The 16920-nt window shown below is 43.9% G+C and carries 12 protein-coding genes and 1 other annotated feature; of the genes, 1 reads left to right on the forward strand and 11 read right to left on the reverse strand.

The annotated features are described in order from the left end of the window. Positions 1-74: 74 nt before the first annotated feature. From fusA to ABE547_RS03890, 6 genes are all read right to left on the reverse strand, one after another. A complete protein-coding gene (gene fusA, locus ABE547_RS03865) occupies positions 75-2192 on the reverse strand; it encodes an elongation factor G (RefSeq protein WP_347377520.1) in 2118 nt (705 codons plus the stop codon). A 17-nt stretch (positions 2193-2209) separates the two neighbouring features. Beyond that, complete coding sequence (gene rpsG / locus ABE547_RS03870; RefSeq protein WP_235249331.1) at positions 2210-2680, reverse strand: 30S ribosomal protein S7; 471 nt, start codon at positions 2678-2680, stop codon at positions 2210-2212. Positions 2681-2829: 149 nt separating this feature from the next. After that, entirely contained in the window at positions 2830-3249 is a 420-nt protein-coding gene (gene rpsL, locus ABE547_RS03875) for a 30S ribosomal protein S12 (protein WP_235249332.1), read from the reverse strand. A gap of 128 nt (positions 3250-3377) precedes the next feature. After that, the gene (locus ABE547_RS03880) at positions 3378-3863 is read right to left on the reverse strand and encodes a VanZ family protein (protein WP_347377657.1); all 486 of its coding nucleotides are present in this window, start codon (positions 3861-3863) and stop codon (positions 3378-3380) included. Between the two features lie 12 nt (positions 3864-3875). Further along, positions 3876-4805 carry a sugar phosphate nucleotidyltransferase gene (locus ABE547_RS03885; RefSeq protein ID WP_347377521.1) on the reverse strand — a complete coding sequence of 310 codons (930 nt, stop codon included), beginning with the start codon at positions 4803-4805 and terminating at the stop codon, positions 3876-3878. 35 nt (positions 4806-4840) lie between these two features. Next, positions 4841-5404, reverse strand: coding sequence for an HD domain-containing protein (locus ABE547_RS03890; protein WP_347377522.1), 564 nt, complete (start codon positions 5402-5404; stop codon positions 4841-4843). A gap of 214 nt (positions 5405-5618) precedes the next feature. Between ABE547_RS03890 and ABE547_RS03895 the strand changes: the two genes are divergently transcribed. After that, positions 5619-6380, forward strand: coding sequence for a TSUP family transporter (locus ABE547_RS03895; protein WP_347377523.1), 762 nt, complete (start codon positions 5619-5621; stop codon positions 6378-6380). 72 nt (positions 6381-6452) lie between these two features. Here the strand turns inward: ABE547_RS03895 and ABE547_RS03900 are convergent, their stop codons facing one another. The 5 genes from ABE547_RS03900 to rplJ form a co-directional block, all read right to left on the reverse strand. Continuing rightward, positions 6453-7538 carry a Xaa-Pro peptidase family protein gene (locus ABE547_RS03900; RefSeq protein ID WP_347377524.1) on the reverse strand — a complete coding sequence of 362 codons (1086 nt, stop codon included), beginning with the start codon at positions 7536-7538 and terminating at the stop codon, positions 6453-6455. Positions 7539-7754: 216 nt separating this feature from the next. Next, positions 7755-11438 carry a DNA-directed RNA polymerase subunit beta' gene (gene rpoC / locus ABE547_RS03905; protein WP_347377525.1) on the reverse strand — a complete coding sequence of 1228 codons (3684 nt, stop codon included), beginning with the start codon at positions 11436-11438 and terminating at the stop codon, positions 7755-7757. 15 nt (positions 11439-11453) lie between these two features. Continuing rightward, positions 11454-15323 carry a DNA-directed RNA polymerase subunit beta gene (locus tag ABE547_RS03910; protein ID WP_347377526.1) on the reverse strand — a complete coding sequence of 1290 codons (3870 nt, stop codon included), beginning with the start codon at positions 15321-15323 and terminating at the stop codon, positions 11454-11456. Positions 15324-15611: 288 nt separating this feature from the next. Then, on the reverse strand, positions 15612-15989 hold the full coding sequence (gene rplL, locus ABE547_RS03915) for a 50S ribosomal protein L7/L12 (RefSeq protein WP_347377527.1): 378 nt from the start codon (positions 15987-15989) through the stop codon (positions 15612-15614). Positions 15990-16070: 81 nt separating this feature from the next. Next, complete coding sequence (gene rplJ, locus ABE547_RS03920) at positions 16071-16628, reverse strand: 50S ribosomal protein L10 (RefSeq protein WP_347377528.1); 558 nt, start codon at positions 16626-16628, stop codon at positions 16071-16073. A 31-nt stretch (positions 16629-16659) separates the two neighbouring features. Next, positions 16660-16794, reverse strand: a sequence feature (ribosomal protein L10 leader region). Positions 16795-16920: the final 126 nt, after the last annotated feature.

Raw genomic sequence — 16920 nt, forward strand, 5'->3', positions numbered from 1 at the left:
ATTATTTACGTTTACTCGGCTATCTCTGATTATATTTCAAATCCAGCAGTTTTTCAAGCCTTTTTACTATTTAATTAGTCATTTTTACTTGACAATACTTTTTCCTGTACAGACTTCGGAACCGGCTCATATTTCTCAAAGAACATTGAGTAGTTTCCACGTCCCTGTGTTCTGGAACGAAGGTCTGTAGAGTATCCGAACATTTCTGACAACGGAACGTATCCACGTACGATCTTTCCGCCGCCCAGATCGTCCATACCTTCGATACGGCCACGACGAGAGTTGATATCACCGATAACATCTCCCATGTACTCTTCCGGCATTGTAACTTCAACCTTCATGATTGGCTCACAAAGTACCGGAGCAGCCTTCTTCATAGCATCCTTAAATGCAAGAGATCCTGCGATGTGGAATGCCATTTCACTTGAATCGACTTCATGGTAAGAACCATCATATACGTTAGCTTTGATACCAACAACCGGGAATCCGCCAAGGATACCGGACTGCATAGCTTCCTCGATACCTTCTCCAACCTTTGGAATGTATTCTTTCGGAATTGCACCACCAACAACGGTAGACTCGAATACGAATGTCTCTTCGCCGTTGATGTCCATTGGTTCAAACTTAACTTTACAGTGTCCGTACTGTCCACGTCCACCAGACTGTTTTGCGTACTTACTGTCAACATCAACAGCCTTTGTAAATGCTTCTTTGTATGCAACCTGAGGAGCACCTACGTTAGCCTCTACCTTAAATTCACGAAGAAGTCTGTCTACGATGATTTCAAGGTGAAGCTCACCCATTCCGGCGATGATTGTCTGACCTGTTTCCGGATCAGTATGAGCACGGAATGTCGGGTCTTCTTCTGCAAGTTTTGCAAGAGATTCACCAAGTTTGCCCTGAGAAGCCTTTGTCTTAGGCTCGATTGCGAGCTCGATAACCGGCTCTGGGAATTCCATGGATTCCAGAATTACCGGATGCTGCTCGTCACAGATTGTATCACCTGTTGTAGTGAACTTGAATCCGATTGCTGCAGCGATATCTCCGGAGTATACCTTATCCAGTTCCTGTCTCTTATTTGCATGCATCTGAAGGATACGTCCAACACGTTCTTTCTTTCCTTTTGTTGCATTCAGTACGTAAGATCCTGAATTCATTGTTCCTGAGTAAACACGGAAGTATGCCAGTTTACCTACGAACGGGTCTGTCATGATCTTAAATGCCAGTGCAGAAAATGGTTCTTCATCGGAAGAATGTCTTTCCACTTCGTTACCATCTTCATCTACACCCTTGATAGCCGGAATATCTGTCGGAGCCGGCATATATTCAAGAATTGCGTCCAGAAGCTTCTGAACACCTTTGTTTCTGTAAGCAGAACCACAGCATACCGGAACAGCTGTACATTCACATGTTGCTTTTCTCAGTGTAGCCTTCAGTTCTTCTACAGATGGGATCTCACCTTCCAGATACATCAGTGTAAGATCATCATCCAGCTCACAGATCTTTTCGATCAGTTCATCATGATACAGTTCTGCATCATCAGCCATGTCTTCCGGAATATCTACGATAGAAATGTCATCACCCTTATCATCATTGTAGATATAAGCTTTCATTTCCATCAGATCGATGATTCCTTTGAACTCATCTTCCTTACCGATTGGCAGCTGAAGAACAATTGCGTTCTTACCAAGTCTTGTCTTAATCTGCTCAACGGCATTGTAGAAATCTGCACCAAGGATATCCATCTTGTTGATGAATGCCATTCTTGGTACGTTGTATGTGTCTGCCTGACGCCATACGTTTTCTGACTGCGGCTCAACACCACCCTTTGCACAGAACACACCTACGGCACCGTCCAGTACACGAAGGGAACGCTCAACCTCTACGGTAAAGTCAACGTGTCCCGGAGTATCGATGATGTTGATACGATGCTCCAGTGCACCCGGCTTCGGTTTGCAATTCTCTTCCAGTGTCCAGTGACATGTTGTAGCTGCAGAAGTAATTGTGATACCTCTTTCCTGCTCCTGCTCCATCCAGTCCATGGTAGCAGTACCTTCATGAGTATCACCAATCTTATAGTTTACACCGGTATAGTAAAGAATACGCTCTGTCAGTGTAGTCTTACCAGCATCGATATGTGCCATAATACCGATATTTCTAGTTCTCTCTAATGGATATTCTCTTCCAGCCATTGTTGCCTCCTAAAAAATTAGAAACGATAGTGAGCAAATGCCTTGTTTGCTTCTGCCATCTTGTGCATATCTTCTTTCTTCTTTACAGATGCGCCTGTGTTGTTAGCTGCATCAAGAATTTCATTGGCCAGTCTTTCTTCCATTGTCTTTTCTCCTCTTTTACGAGAAAAAATAGTCAGCCAACGAAGAGCCAATGTCTGTCTTCTTTCAGGTCTAACCTCGATTGGTACCTGATAGTTTGCTCCACCGATACGTCTTGCCTTTACTTCGAGAACTGGCATGATATTGTTCATAGCCTCTTCGAATACTTCAATTGCCGGCTTATCGGATTTTGCTTCAATTCTTTCAAACGCTCCGTATACAATCTTCTGAGCTACACCTTTCTTACCATCAAGCATGATGTTGTTGATAAGCTTTGTAACCACTTTATTATTGTATACCGGATCCGCTAATACGTCTCTCTTCTGAGTATGTCCTTTACGTGGCACGGTTCTTCCCTCCTTAAACATTCTGATTAATTCATCGGTACTCACATGTGTCTTTCTAATGATACTGTGTAGTGCATAGGGCATACATATCTATATACCTTGCAACTTACTTAATCATAGTTCTGTTTGTGACTACATTCAATATAGAATTATTTCTTATCTTTTGGTCTCTTAGCGCCGTATTTTGAACGAGCCTGTCTTCTCTTAGCAACACCTGCTGTATCAAGTGTTCCTCTTACGATGTGATATCTTGTACCCGGAAGGTCTTTTACTCTTCCTCCACGGATAAGTACAACACTATGCTCCTGAAGGTTGTGTCCTTCTCCCGGGATATAGCTTGTTACTTCGATACCGTTAGACAGACGAACTCTGGCGATCTTTCTAAGAGCTGAGTTAGGCTTCTTAGGTGTAGCAGTCTTAACAGCTGTACATACACCTCTCTTCTGTGGAGCAGAAGCGTCCGTACTTCTCTTTCTTAAAGAGTTATACCCTTTCTGAAGAGCAGGAGCTGTTGACTTCTTTACAGATGTCTGACGTCCTTTTTTTACTAACTGGTTAAATGTTGGCATTCTCTTTCACCTCCTACGATTATAATAAGTTGCTTATTCATCTTCTGAATAAACGCACACAAATATATCGCTTGCTTTTGTGCACGCTAGATTAGTTTATTACGTATTTTGCCGCTTGTCAAGGGATTTTACTTGATTTTTATCTGAATTTGACGATTTGACGTATGCTTTTTATATCTTTTTATTCCTGTCCGCAAAATATATATAAGAAGAAGTCCGATCAGGACCCCGGATGCATCCAGTATGACGTCTGAGATCTGTCCGCTTCTTCCCGGAACATACAATTGATGAATCTCATCGCTCGCCGCATAGAAGGTTCCGGTTACAAAGGAATACAGACCGGCCTTCCGGCCGGCAATACCCGAAAAAGAAAACCACAGAAGCATTCCCAGGATTGCATACTCCGACGCATGTGCACATTTGCGGACCGGATAATCAATCCGCTCCGCAAATGCATCCTGCCGTTCTTTTGGCCATTCCTGAAATTCACTGATACATATCTCGCCGATCATCCGTCCGACGGACCGGCTTATCTGAGTTGACTCTTCTGCCAGGTTGGCGGAAAAGGAAAATATAACTACCATCCACAAAAAAGTCAGAAGAGGAAATATCATTTTTCTCAATATCTACAGATCTCCAAACAAATCATTTTGATATACACCATCCGCAATCAGTTTTGCAAATGATTCTACTACCACCGGCTTGTCCTCTTTATAAGTAACGCCAAACCAGCGGTCCTGTGTCTGAAGGACTTTGACAGACATCTTGCCCTTCTGAAGCAGGCGGTCAATATAGGTAGGAAGAAGGTATTCCGCTTTCAGTTCCCTCTCCTCGTCTCCCTCGATCTCATGGAAGAAATCAACGAATCCTTCTTCCAGCAGATCCACAAACTCGGAAGTCAGTCCCCACATATTCATGGATACAAAAGAGCTGGTATCTATCGGCATCTCTCCCGCTTTTGCTCCATTTTCTGTTTTTACAATATGATATGTTTCAACCACATCTGTCAGATAACCTTTTTTATCAACCGTACACACTCCTCTGGTTACACTTCCGTTTTCACTGAGCGTATTTCCCAGAATAAAGCCTGCCATGCACAGATTGGATGCCCTTGCCGGTGTATAACCGGCCAGAAAATCATGTATCTTAACAAAGGCTTCTTTTCCGTAATAATCATCCGCATTGATCACGACAAAAGGTTCCTGTATAATTCCCTTACAGGCCAGGACTGCCTGTCCCGTTCCCCAGGGCTTTGTCCTTCCCTTTGGTCGCGTAATTCCCTTTGGAAGATCATCCAGATCCTGATAAGCATACTGTATTTCTACATTTAATCCGCTGCAGATCTTCTCGATCCGATCGCCAATCGCTTCTTTAAACGCCTCTTCTATATCTTTCCGAATAATGAAGATAATCTTATTGAATCCCGCTTCGATTGCATCATGGATCGAATAATCCATGATAATCTCTCCATTTGGTCCAACGGACTCCAACTGCTTAATACCGCCGCCAAATCGCGAACCGATTCCGGCTGCCATAATCACTAATGCTGTATCCATCTGCTTCTCCTTATCTTTTCATACATCAGTAAATGTTACAACCCCAGCACATCCGCAATTGCTCCCATTTCTTCAAGAGCAACATCGATCAGATCGTCCAGACTAAGTCCTGTATACTCAATTGCCTCCATATAATCTCTGTTTGCTCCTGCCGCAAAACGCATCTCGTTAAATCTCTTCATGACAGATTTGTGCTTTACACTGGCAATTTTTTTATCCGGATAAATCTGTGCCACTGCTTTCACAAATCCGCTCATCGGATCTGCGGCAAGTAATGCATACTGAATATTTGTCTTTGCCTTTACTCCGCTCTTTGGATTGTGTGCACAGATGGCATCAAAAAGTACCTTGTCTTCAATCCCTTCTTTTTTCAGTATCTCCACTGATGTAGGTCCGTGAACACTCAGATCATGCTGCCAGTCACACTGTTCTTCATCCAGATCATGCAGAAGTCCGGCAATCCCCCAATATTCAACATCATCCGGAGCAAGCCTTTTCGCAAGACCTTTCATAATCGCCTCAACAGCGTAAGAATGGGTAATATAATTCTCCCCCTTCATATATTTCATTAAAATTTCATGTGCTTTTTCTCTGTTCATGTTTCTTCCTCCCTGTCGTCTACCATATCATCGCATTTATAGTTATTGTAACACAGAATTATGTTTCTGTGAAGTTTTCCATCTGCCGCAGTTTGCATTCGTATTTTTCCGGAATTGATTTTCTTCTGTATCTTCGGTATAATTTTAAGCGGCTCGTCTGAATATGTATATTTTTCAGACATGCATATACCATACATACTGAGAGGTTTTTACCATGCACTTATCACCACAAATGTTTTTCATCGTATGCCCGCTGGTCTTTCTCGCCGGTCTCGTTGACGCCATTGGAGGGGGAGGCGGCCTGATTTCACTTCCCGCCTATCTGATCGCAGGACTTCCGCCACACACGGCAGTCGCTACCAACAAGCTTTCTTCCTCATTCGGGACAACACTGGCAACTTTACGGTTTGCACGAAACCATCTGATTAACATAAAATTAGCAATTCCTTCTGTGATCGTTGCTATTGCCGGATCCTCCATCGGCTCTCATTTTTCTTTGATGGTTCCTTCAGATATCATGACCTGCATATTGATCGCTATCCTGCCGCTGTCTGCGTTTTTTGTTCTGAACAAAAAGCTTTTCAACGATCACGGCACAGACACCATTATTCTGAACCGTCGCACCTATCTTACCGCTGCGATTGCTGCTTTTGTGATCGGTTGTTACGATGGCTTCTACGGTCCCGGGACCGGAACTTTCCTGATCATTGCCTTTACTGTTTTCGCAAAACTCAGTATCCGGACAGCCAATGCCCAGGCAAAGGTAATCAATCTGACAACAAACATCACCTCTCTGGCCGTCTTCCTGATCAACGGGCAGGTTTTCATTCCTCTTGGACTCGCGGCCGCCGCCTGTAATATGCTCGGCGGCTATCTCGGCGCAGGACTTGTCATGAAAAATGGTTCAAAAATCGCAAGACCCAGTATCATCCTGGTATTGATTCTTCTCGGCTTTAAATTTGCAGGTTTCTATTAAGTCTGCTATAAAAAACGGCTAAAAAAGGCATCGACGCAGTTTTCACTGTTTCGATGCCTTTTTCATCTCTTCTTATTCTTCCGGTACTACGATCAGATCTTTTGTAAAGTCATTCAGAACTTCACATCCATCTTCTGTAATAATTACAAGGTCCTCAATACGAACACCGATGCCTTCCTCTGCGATATAGATACCCGGTTCTACAGAGAAGCACTGTCCAACCTGAATAATATCTGTATTTACAGATGATACATCACCGAACTCATGATCTTCAAGTCCGATAGAATGTCCTGTTCTGTGTGTAAAGTACTGTCCATAACCCTTTTCTTCGATGTAGTTTCTTGCCGCAAGGTCAACATCACACATTCTGTTACCCGGTTTTGCAGCTTCGATACCACGTCTGTTAGCCTCTACTACGATATCATAGATCTCTCTTGCACGATCAGATACTTCTCCGATAAATACGGTTCTTGTCATATCTGATGCGTAATTGTCTTTGAATGCTCCGATATCAAGGATTACACAGTCGCCGCGTTTTCCCTTGGAATCGTCTGTTACATGATGTGGATCTGCAGCACCTTTTGCATATGCTGTGATCGGATCAAATGATACATCCTCACATCCAAGATCTTTGTAGATTTCACGGATCTTTGCGTTCAGTTCTCTCTCTGTCAGTCCCTTAACAACCCATGGAATCAGTCTTTCCATAGCAATGTCATTCAGTCTGGAAGATTCTCTCATCAGTTCCTGCTCTTTTTCATCTTTTACCATACGGATGTAATCAATGATAGGAGATCCGTTTACGAACTTGCTTCCGCCGCCCAGTTCCTGCAGACGAATCAAAAATCTTGCCGGCCATGTCTTATCAATACCCATGACTTTGTCTTTTTCTACGTATCTGCTTAAGATCTCTACGCCGTCTTCGATATCATCATACCATACAAGCTCTACACCAAGATCTTTTTCCTGTGGAAACAGTTTGTTGATGATCAGTTTGTGATTACCATTTACATTCAGGTATAATGCCAGAAGTCTCTCTCCTGGAATGATCCACTTTCCTGTGAGATAGAAGATTGCAACCGGGTCAGATACGATCATCTGCGGAATTCCGTGCTCCTCCATAGATTTTAATACTCTTGATACTTTTCCTTGGTCCATTATTGTCCCCAACCTTTCTTTGTCAAATATTACGATTCGGCAATCAGTCATTACCGATTTCTGTTGAATTCAATTATAGACTCTTGTACCAAAAAAGTCAATTCCTATACTTGTTTTACCTCCATATTGTATACTATGAACAATCTATAATCTTTAATTTAAAATCCATTACAAAAGGATTGTCGCAAATTTTGCAACAATCCTTAATAACTGTTCCTATTCTTCTATTGTAACTTCTTCTGTATCCTCTTCCAGATCAATGTTATCATTCAGATCCATATCTTCATCCATTGCGATCGTTTCATCAAAGTCAAAATCTTCATCCAGAACAAGTTCATCATCCATAGACATTTCTGTATTCAGCTTGATATCACGATATTTTCTCATACCTGTACCAGCCGGAATATGTTTACCGATAATTACGTTCTCCTTTAATCCGATCAATGGATCGACTTTGCCCTTAATCGCAGCTTCCGTAAGAACTTTCGTAGTCTCCTGGAAGGATGCAGCTGACAGGAATGAATTGGTTGCAAGAGATGCTTTTGTAATACCAAGGATGATCTGCTCACCGGTAGCAGGCTCTTTTCCTTCTTTTACAAGTGCCTCATTGACGTCTTCAAATTCCAGTCTGTCCACATTGGTTCCCGGAAGGAATTCGCTGTCTCCAGCCTCTTCAACACGAATCTTCTTCAGCATCTGGCGTACGATCACTTCGATATGCTTGTCATTGATCTCAACACCCTGCAGACGATATACTCTCTGTACTTCCTGGATCATGTAATCCTGAACTGCACGAAGTCCTTTGATCCTTAAGATATCATGCGGATTGACACTACCTTCAGTCAGTTCATCACCAGCTTCCAGTTCTGCACCGTCCAGAACTTTGATTCTGGAACCGTACGGAATCAGATATGCCTTGGATTCACCGGTCTCACGATTGGTCACGATGATCTCACGTTTCTTCTTTGTGTCATTGATATTGGCTGTTCCCGCAAACTCTGTGATAATTGCAAGTCCCTTTGGCTTTCTTGCCTCAAAAAGCTCTTCGACACGAGGAAGACCCTGTGTAATATCGTCACCGGCAACACCACCGGTGTGGAATGTACGCATGGTCAGCTGTGTACCAGGTTCACCGATAGACTGAGCTGCGATGATTCCGACAGCCTCACCAACCTGTACCGGCTCACCGGTTGCCATGTTGGCGCCATAGCATTTTGCACATACACCATTATGAGATCTGCAGGTCAGAATGGTACGGATCTTAATCTTCTTAAGCGGATTACCATTTTCGTCTACTCCGTTATTCACGATCATTTCTGCGCGTTTCGGAGTTACCATATGGTTTGCCTTTACAAGAATATTTCCGTCTTTATCCACAATGTTTTCGCAGAGATAACGTCCTGTGATACGATCCTGCAGGCTTTCAATCACTTCATTTCCATCCATGAATGCTTTTACATACATTCCCGGAATCTCTGCACCCTTCTCCACACAGTCTACTTCATGAATGATCAGTTCCTGAGATACATCTACCAGACGTCTGGTCAGGTATCCGGAATCCGCTGTACGAAGAGCGGTATCTGACAGACCCTTACGAGCTCCATGCGCAGACATGAAGTATTCCAGTACGTCCAGACCTTCACGGAAGTTTGACTTGATCGGCAACTCGATCGTACGACCGGTTGTATCCGCCATCAGACCACGCATACCAGCCAGCTGTTTGATCTGTTTATCAGAACCACGGGCACCGGAGTCAGCCATCATGAAGATGTTGTTATATTTATCAAGACCGCCAAGCAGCGCTTCTGTCAGAGCGTCATCCGTTGCCTTCCATGTCTCTACAACTTCCTTATAACGTTCTTCCTCTGTGATCAGACCACGCTTGTAGTTCTTTGTAATCTTATCAACGGTATCCTGTGCCTGCTGAATCATCTCAGGCTTCTGCGGAGGAACCGTCATATCGGAGATAGATACGGTCATGGCTGCTCTTGTAGAGAACTTATAACCAATTGCCTTTACCGCATCCAGTACTTCTGCTGTTGCAGTAGAACCATGTGTATTGATAACTTTTTCCAGAATCTTCTTCAGCTGTTTCTTTCCTACATGGAAGTCAATCTCAAGAAGAAGTTCATTGCCTTCCACATCACGGTTTACAAATCCAAGATCCTGCGGAATGATCTCGTTAAAGATAAATCTTCCGACGGTAGACTCGATGGTTCCTGTCTTAACCGTTCCGTCCGGCATTGTCTTGGATACACGCACTTTCACACGAGAGTGCAGTGTAACTGCCCCATTTTCATAAGCCAGAATTGCTTCATTAATACTCTTAAATGCTTTTCCTTCTCCTACTGCTCCCGGACGTTCCTGTGTCAGATAGTAGATACCAAGTACCATATCCTGTGAAGGAACGGCAACCGGACCACCGTCAGACGGTTTCAGCAGGTTGTTTGGTGACAGAAGCAGGAATCGGCATTCAGCCTGTGCCTCTACTGACAGCGGAAGATGTACCGCCATCTGGTCACCATCGAAGTCGGCATTAAATGCTGTACATACCAGCGGATGAAGCTTGATCGCTTTACCTTCTACCAGGATTGGTTCAAATGCCTGGATACCAAGTCTGTGCAGTGTGGGGGCACGGTTCAGCATAACCGGATGCTCTTTGATTACATCTTCCAGAACATCCCACACTTCCGGCTGAAGTCTTTCCACCATCTTTTTCGCATTTTTAATATTATGCGCAGTTCCATTCTGAACCAGTTCTTTCATAACAAATGGCTTAAACAGCTCAATTGCCATCTCTTTCGGAAGACCACACTGATAGATCTTAAGTTCCGGTCCAACGACGATAACAGAACGTCCGGAGTAGTCAACACGCTTACCAAGCAGGTTCTGACGGAAACGTCCGGACTTACCTTTCAGCATGTCAGAAAGAGACTTAAGTGCACGGTTACCAGGACCTGTTACCGGACGTCCGCGACGGCCGTTATCGATCAGAGCATCTACCGCTTCCTGAAGCATTCTCTTTTCATTTCTTACGATAATGTCTGGTGCGCCTAATTCAAGAAGACGTTTCAGACGGTTATTTCTGTTGATAATTCTTCTGTACAGATCATTCAGATCAGAAGTTGCAAAACGTCCGCCATCCAGCTGTACCATTGGACGAAGATCCGGCGGGATAACAGGGATATTCGTCATGATCATCCATTCCGGCTTGTTACCGGATTCACGGAATGCCTCTACGACTTCCAGACGTTTTACGATTCTTGCACGTTTCTGTCCGGTAGCGCCCTTAAGACCTTCTGACAATTCTTCGTATTCCTTATCCAGATCAATAGCCTCCAGAAGTTCTTTAATGGACTCCGCACCCATTCCCACACGGAATGCGCTTCCCCATTTTTCTCTTGCCTCCTGATATTCTGCCTCAGACAGTACCTGCTTGTACATCAGGTCTGTCTCTCCTTTATCAAGAACAATGTAAGAAGCAAAATACAGTACCTTCTCCAGTGTTCGTGGTGACAGATCAAGAATCAGCCCCATACGGCTCGGGATTCCCTTAAAATACCAGATGTGAGACACCGGAGCAGCAAGGGCAATATGCCCCATACGCTCACGACGCACACTTGCTTTCGTTACTTCAACGCCACAACGGTCGCAGACCACGCCTTTATAACGTATCTTCTTATACTTACCACAGTGGCATTCCCAGTCCTTGCTTGGTCCGAAGATTCGTTCACAGAACAGACCGTCTTTCTCCGGCTTCAAGGTTCTATAGTTAATGGTCTCAGGCTTGGTTACTTCGCCTCTGGACCACTCCAGAATCTTTTCAGGTGATGCCAACCCGATTTTGATCGCATCAAAAGTCATTGGCTGGTATGTTTGTTCCTTATTGTTTTCCGGCATACGTAGCACCCCTTCCTATTCATCATCTGATAAATCATCAAATCCAAAATCATCAGTTTCTTCAAAATCGATATCGAAGTCTTCATCCTCCGGTTCTTCTTCCACGTCTACCAGTTCTTCACCCTGGAATTCCTGTTCTGTGTATCCATGCTCACCGAAATCATCATCCTGACGGTATTTTCTGTCTCCCTCAATCAGTGAACGGAAATCAGTTTCACCCATATCAGCTGTTTCCATGATCTCTACTTCTGTATTGTCATCACGCAGCACGCGAACATCCAGACCCAGAGACTGTAATTCTTTCAGCAACACCTTGAAAGACTCAGGAATTCCCGGCTCAGGAATATTCTCACCTTTAATGATTGCTTCGTATGTCTTCACACGTCCGATCACATCATCGGACTTCACTGTCAGGATCTCCTGCAGTGTGTAGGATGCACCGTATGCTTCCAGTGCCCATACCTCCATCTCTCCGAAACGCTGACCACCAAACTGTGCTTTACCACCTAATGGCTGCTGTGTAACCAGAGAGTAAGGACCTGTAGAACGTGCATGGATCTTATCATCAACCAGATGATGCAGTTTCAGATAATGCATGTGTCCGATCGTTACCGGGCTGTCAAAATACTCACCGGTACGTCCGTCACGAAGACGTACTTTACCGTCCCTTGAGATTGGAACACCTTTCCACAGTTTTCTGTGTTCTCTGTTCTCATACAGGTAATCCAGAACTTCCGGAAGAAGTTCTTCCTTATGTTTTGCTTCAAACTCTTCCCAGCTTAAGTTGACATAGTCATTTGCCAGGTCAAGTGTATCCATAATATCATTCTCGTTAGCACCGTCGAATACTGGTGTTGCGATATTGAATCCCAGTGCTTTTGCAGCCAGAGACAGGTGAATCTCCAGAATCTGACCGATGTTCATACGTGAAGGCACACCCAGCGGATTCAGGACGATATCCAGCGGACGTCCGTTCGGAAGGAACGGCATATCCTCTACCGGAAGCACACGGGAAACAACACCCTTGTTACCATGACGTCCGGCCATCTTATCACCAACAGAGATCTTTCTCTTCTGCGCAATATAGATGCGGACAGACTGGTTTACTCCCGGAGACATCTCATCTCCGTTTTCTCTGGTAAATACCTTTGCATCAACAACAATACCATATTCTCCATGCGGAACCTTCAGAGAAGTATCTCTGACTTCACGGGCTTTCTCACCAAAGATTGCACGAAGCAGTCTCTCTTCTGCAGTAAGCTCGGTCTCTCCCTTCGGAGTCACTTTTCCGACCAGAATATCTCCGGCACGTACTTCAGCACCGATACGGATGATTCCTCTCTCATCCAGATTCTTCAGGGCATCATCTCCGACACCCGGAATATCACGGGTGATCTCTTCTGGTCCCAGCTTGGTATCACGTGCTTCTGCTTCATATTCTTCAATGTGTACGGACGTATATACATCATCCTGTACCAGTCTTTCACTTAATAATACAGCATCCTCGTAGTTGTAACCTTCCCAGGTCATGAATCCGATCAACGGATTCTTTCCAAGTGCCAGCTCTCCGTTAGATGTAGACGGTCCATCCGCGATTACATCACCGGCCTCAACTCTGTCACCCTTGAATACGATTGGTCTCTGATTGTAACAGTTGCTCTGGTTACTTCTCTGGAATTTAGTCAGCTTATATCTCTTAAGACTGCCATCATCCTGGCGGATCGTGATCTCTGTAGATGTAGAGCGTTCTACTGTACCACCCTGTTCCGCAACTACGCAGACACCTGAGTCAACCGCTGCCTTTTCTTCCATACCTGTTCCGACAACCGGTGCCTCTGTCATAAGAAGCGGCACTGCCTGACGCTGCATGTTGGATCCCATCAGCGCACGGTTCGCATCGTCATTCTGCAGGAACGGAATCAATGCAGTTGCGACAGAGAATACCATCTTAGGAGATACGTCCATGTAATCAAACATCTTTCTTTCGTATTCCTGTGTCTCTTCACGATAACGACCGGATACATTCTTATGAACAAAATGTCCCTCTGCATCCAGAGGTTCATTCGCCTGTGCCACATGGTAATTATCCTCTTCGTCCGCGGTCATATATACAACTTCGTCCGTAACAACCGGATTAGCCGGGTCATCATGATTGATCTTACGGTACGGAGCCTCGATAAATCCATACTGATTAATTCTTGCATAGCTTGCAAGAGAGTTGATCAGACCAATGTTCGGACCTTCAGGGGTCTCAATCGGGCACATTCTTCCATAGTGAGAGTAGTGAACGTCTCGTACCTCGAATCCGGCACGGTCTCTTGACAGACCACCAGGTCCAAGTGCAGACAGACGTCTCTTGTGTGTCAGCTCACCAAGCGGATTGTTCTGATCCATGAACTGTGACAGCTGAGAAGAACCAAAGAATTCCTTTACAGCAGCTGTAACAGGCTTAATATTGATCAGTGACTGCGGAGAAATGCCTTCCAGATCCTGTGTCGTCATTCTCTCACGAACCACTCTCTCCAGTCTGGAAAGACCGATTCTGTACTGATTCTGTAAAAGCTCACCTACGGAACGGATACGTCTGTTTCCAAGGTGGTCGATATCATCATCATTGCCAAGTCCATATTCCAGATGCATATTGTAGTTAATAGAAGCCAGAATATCTTCCTTCGTGATATGCTTCGGAATCAGATCATGGATATCTCTCTTAACTGCATCCTTCAGCTCATCGATATCTCCGGCAGTCTCTTCCAGAATTCCTGCAAGCACCGGATAATATACCTGCTCGGTAACTCCGACTTCCTTAGGATCAATATCAACGATGGCATCAAGATCCACCATCATATTGGAAAGAACCTTGATATTTCTTTCTTCATCTTCACGGGCAATCCATACATACGGAACCGCATTGTTCTGGATCTGATCCGCGATTGCTCTTGTTACTTTTGTTCCTGCTTCCGCTACAATCTCCCCTGTCAGCGGACTTACAACGTCTTCTGCGAGAATCTGTCCTGAGATACGATTCTTTAATGCCAGTTTTTTATTAAATTTATATCTTCCTACTTTTGCAAGGTCATAACGTCTTGGATCGAAGAACATGCTTGTAATGAGACTCTCAGCACTGTCCACTGCAAGCGGCTCACCCGGACGTATCTTCTTATATAATTCCAGAAGACCTTCCTGGTAATTCGTAGCAGCATCCTTCTCAAAACTTGCGAGAATCTTCGGTTCCTCACCGAACAGTTCCACGATCTCAGGATTCGTGCCGATTCCCAATGCACGAATCAGTACCGTAATCGGCACCTTTCTTGTTCTGTCTACACGTACATAAAAAACGTCATTCGAATCCGTCTCGTATTCCAGCCATGCACCACGGTTTGGAATTACTGTAGAGGAATACAGCTTCTTTCCTAATTTATCATGTGCGATTGCATAATAAATACCAGGGGAACGAACCAGCTGACTTACAATAACACGTTCGGCACCGTTGATCACGAACGTACCGGTGCTGGTCATAAGCGGCAGGTCACCCATGAATATTTCATGCTCATTAATTTCATCAGTCTCTTTGTTATGAAGTCTTACCCTCACCTTTAATGGTGCAGCATAAGTAGCATCACGCTCTTTACACTCATCAATCGTGTATTTCACGTCATCTTCGCACAATGTAAAGTCAACAAATTCCAGACTCAGGTGTCCACTGTAGTCTGTAATCGGCGAAATGTCATCAAATACTTCATTTAATCCTTCATCCAGGAACCACTGGTAAGAATCCTTCTGGACTTCAATTAAGTTAGGCATCTGAAGAACTTCTTTTTGTCTGGCATAACTCATGCGTGAGCTTTTTCCACTTTTAATGGGACGAATTCTGTTTTTCTCCATATTGACGTTTCACTCCTCATTTATTTTTTTGTTGGGCTTAGAGCTGCCCATATAACTTGCAGAGTCTCCGAAAACAGCACTCCCCGGCTGTTTTCTTGCGTTAGTATGGCATAGCTTTCCACAATAGCGCATTTTTTACTATAGCACAAAGCATGAGAGCTTGTCAACACCTTTTATTACTAAAAAATCATCTTGTATACAACAGATAATGGCACAGTTGTGTACAATATGTAATAGAAACAAAAAGACCGCTCCACAATCGGAACGGTCCTGTCATACCTGAAATAATTATTTAAGGTTAACTTCTGCGCCTTCAGCCTCAAGTTTAGCTTTGATTTCCTCAGCCTCTGCCTTAGAAACGCCTTCTTTAACTGCCTTTGGAGCTTCGTCAACTAATGCCTTAGCTTCTTTTAATCCAAGTCCTGTGATTTCACGAACAACTTTGATTACTTTAACCTTAGAAGCGCCTGCAGATACTAATTCTACATCAAACTCATCTTTCTCTTCTGCTGCTGCAGCTCCGTCTCCAGCTGCTGCTGCAACTACTACACCTGCTGCTGCAGAAACACCAAATTCTTCTTCACAAGCTTTTACAAGTTCATTTAACTCTAATACAGATAATTCTTTGATAGCATCAATAAATTCAGCTGTTGTTAATTTTGCCATTTTATTTTCCTCCATTATAAAATATTTTTCAATTTGTAACTTTTGTTACGTCAGATTCAGGCACATGCCTGTCGGTTCGGATTACTCCTCTGTAGCTGCTGCTTCTTCAGCCGGAGCTTCCTCTGCTGCCGGAGCCTCTGCCTCACAAGCGTCTGCTCCGCCTTTTTCTGCGATCTGATTAAGAACGCGAGCCAGGTTAGCGATAGGTGACTGCATACTTCCAAGCAATCTGGACAGTAATACTTCTCTTGATGGGATCTGAGCCAGCTCTGTAAGAGCAGCAACATCATATACTGTACCCTCAACTACACCTGCTTTTAATTCAAGCGCTTTTGCATCTTTTGCAAATTTGCAAAGGATTCTTGCCGGAGCTGTCGCATCATCTTTAGAAATTGCGATTGCGCTTGGTCCTTCCAAGTGCTCATCTAATGCTGCAAATTCAGTTCCTTCAAAAGCTCTCTTCATCATTGTGTTTTTGCAGACTTTGTAAATGACACCTGCTTCTCTTAACTGCTTACGCATCTCTGTATCCTGAGCAACAGTTAATCCGCGATAATCTACCAGTACCACGCTGGTAGCGCCCTTGATATCATCTGCAATTGCCTGTACAACCGGTTGTTTTAATTCAACTTTTGCCACGAATGGTGCACCTCCTTATATTATTTTAGGTATGCTGCCAAAAAAACCTCCGTATCCAAAGACACAGAGGTATAAATTCTATTCTCGAATTTAATTCTTCCTCGGTAGGCGTTTTATCCTTACGCTTCACAGCACCTACTGTCTTCGGCAGTTACTTGATTAAGATAGCATACAAACTCAGTTCTGTCAAGATTTTTTTACTCTTTATTTGCTTTCCGCTTACTGTAGCTGTATAATACAGACAATAACCTATAACATCTTATATGTTATATCAAACCAACTATAAGGAGTC

The sequence above is a fragment of the Dorea sp. YH-dor226 genome, from assembly GCF_039832105.1.
GTDB lineage: Bacteria > Bacillota > Clostridia > Lachnospirales > Lachnospiraceae > Dorea_A.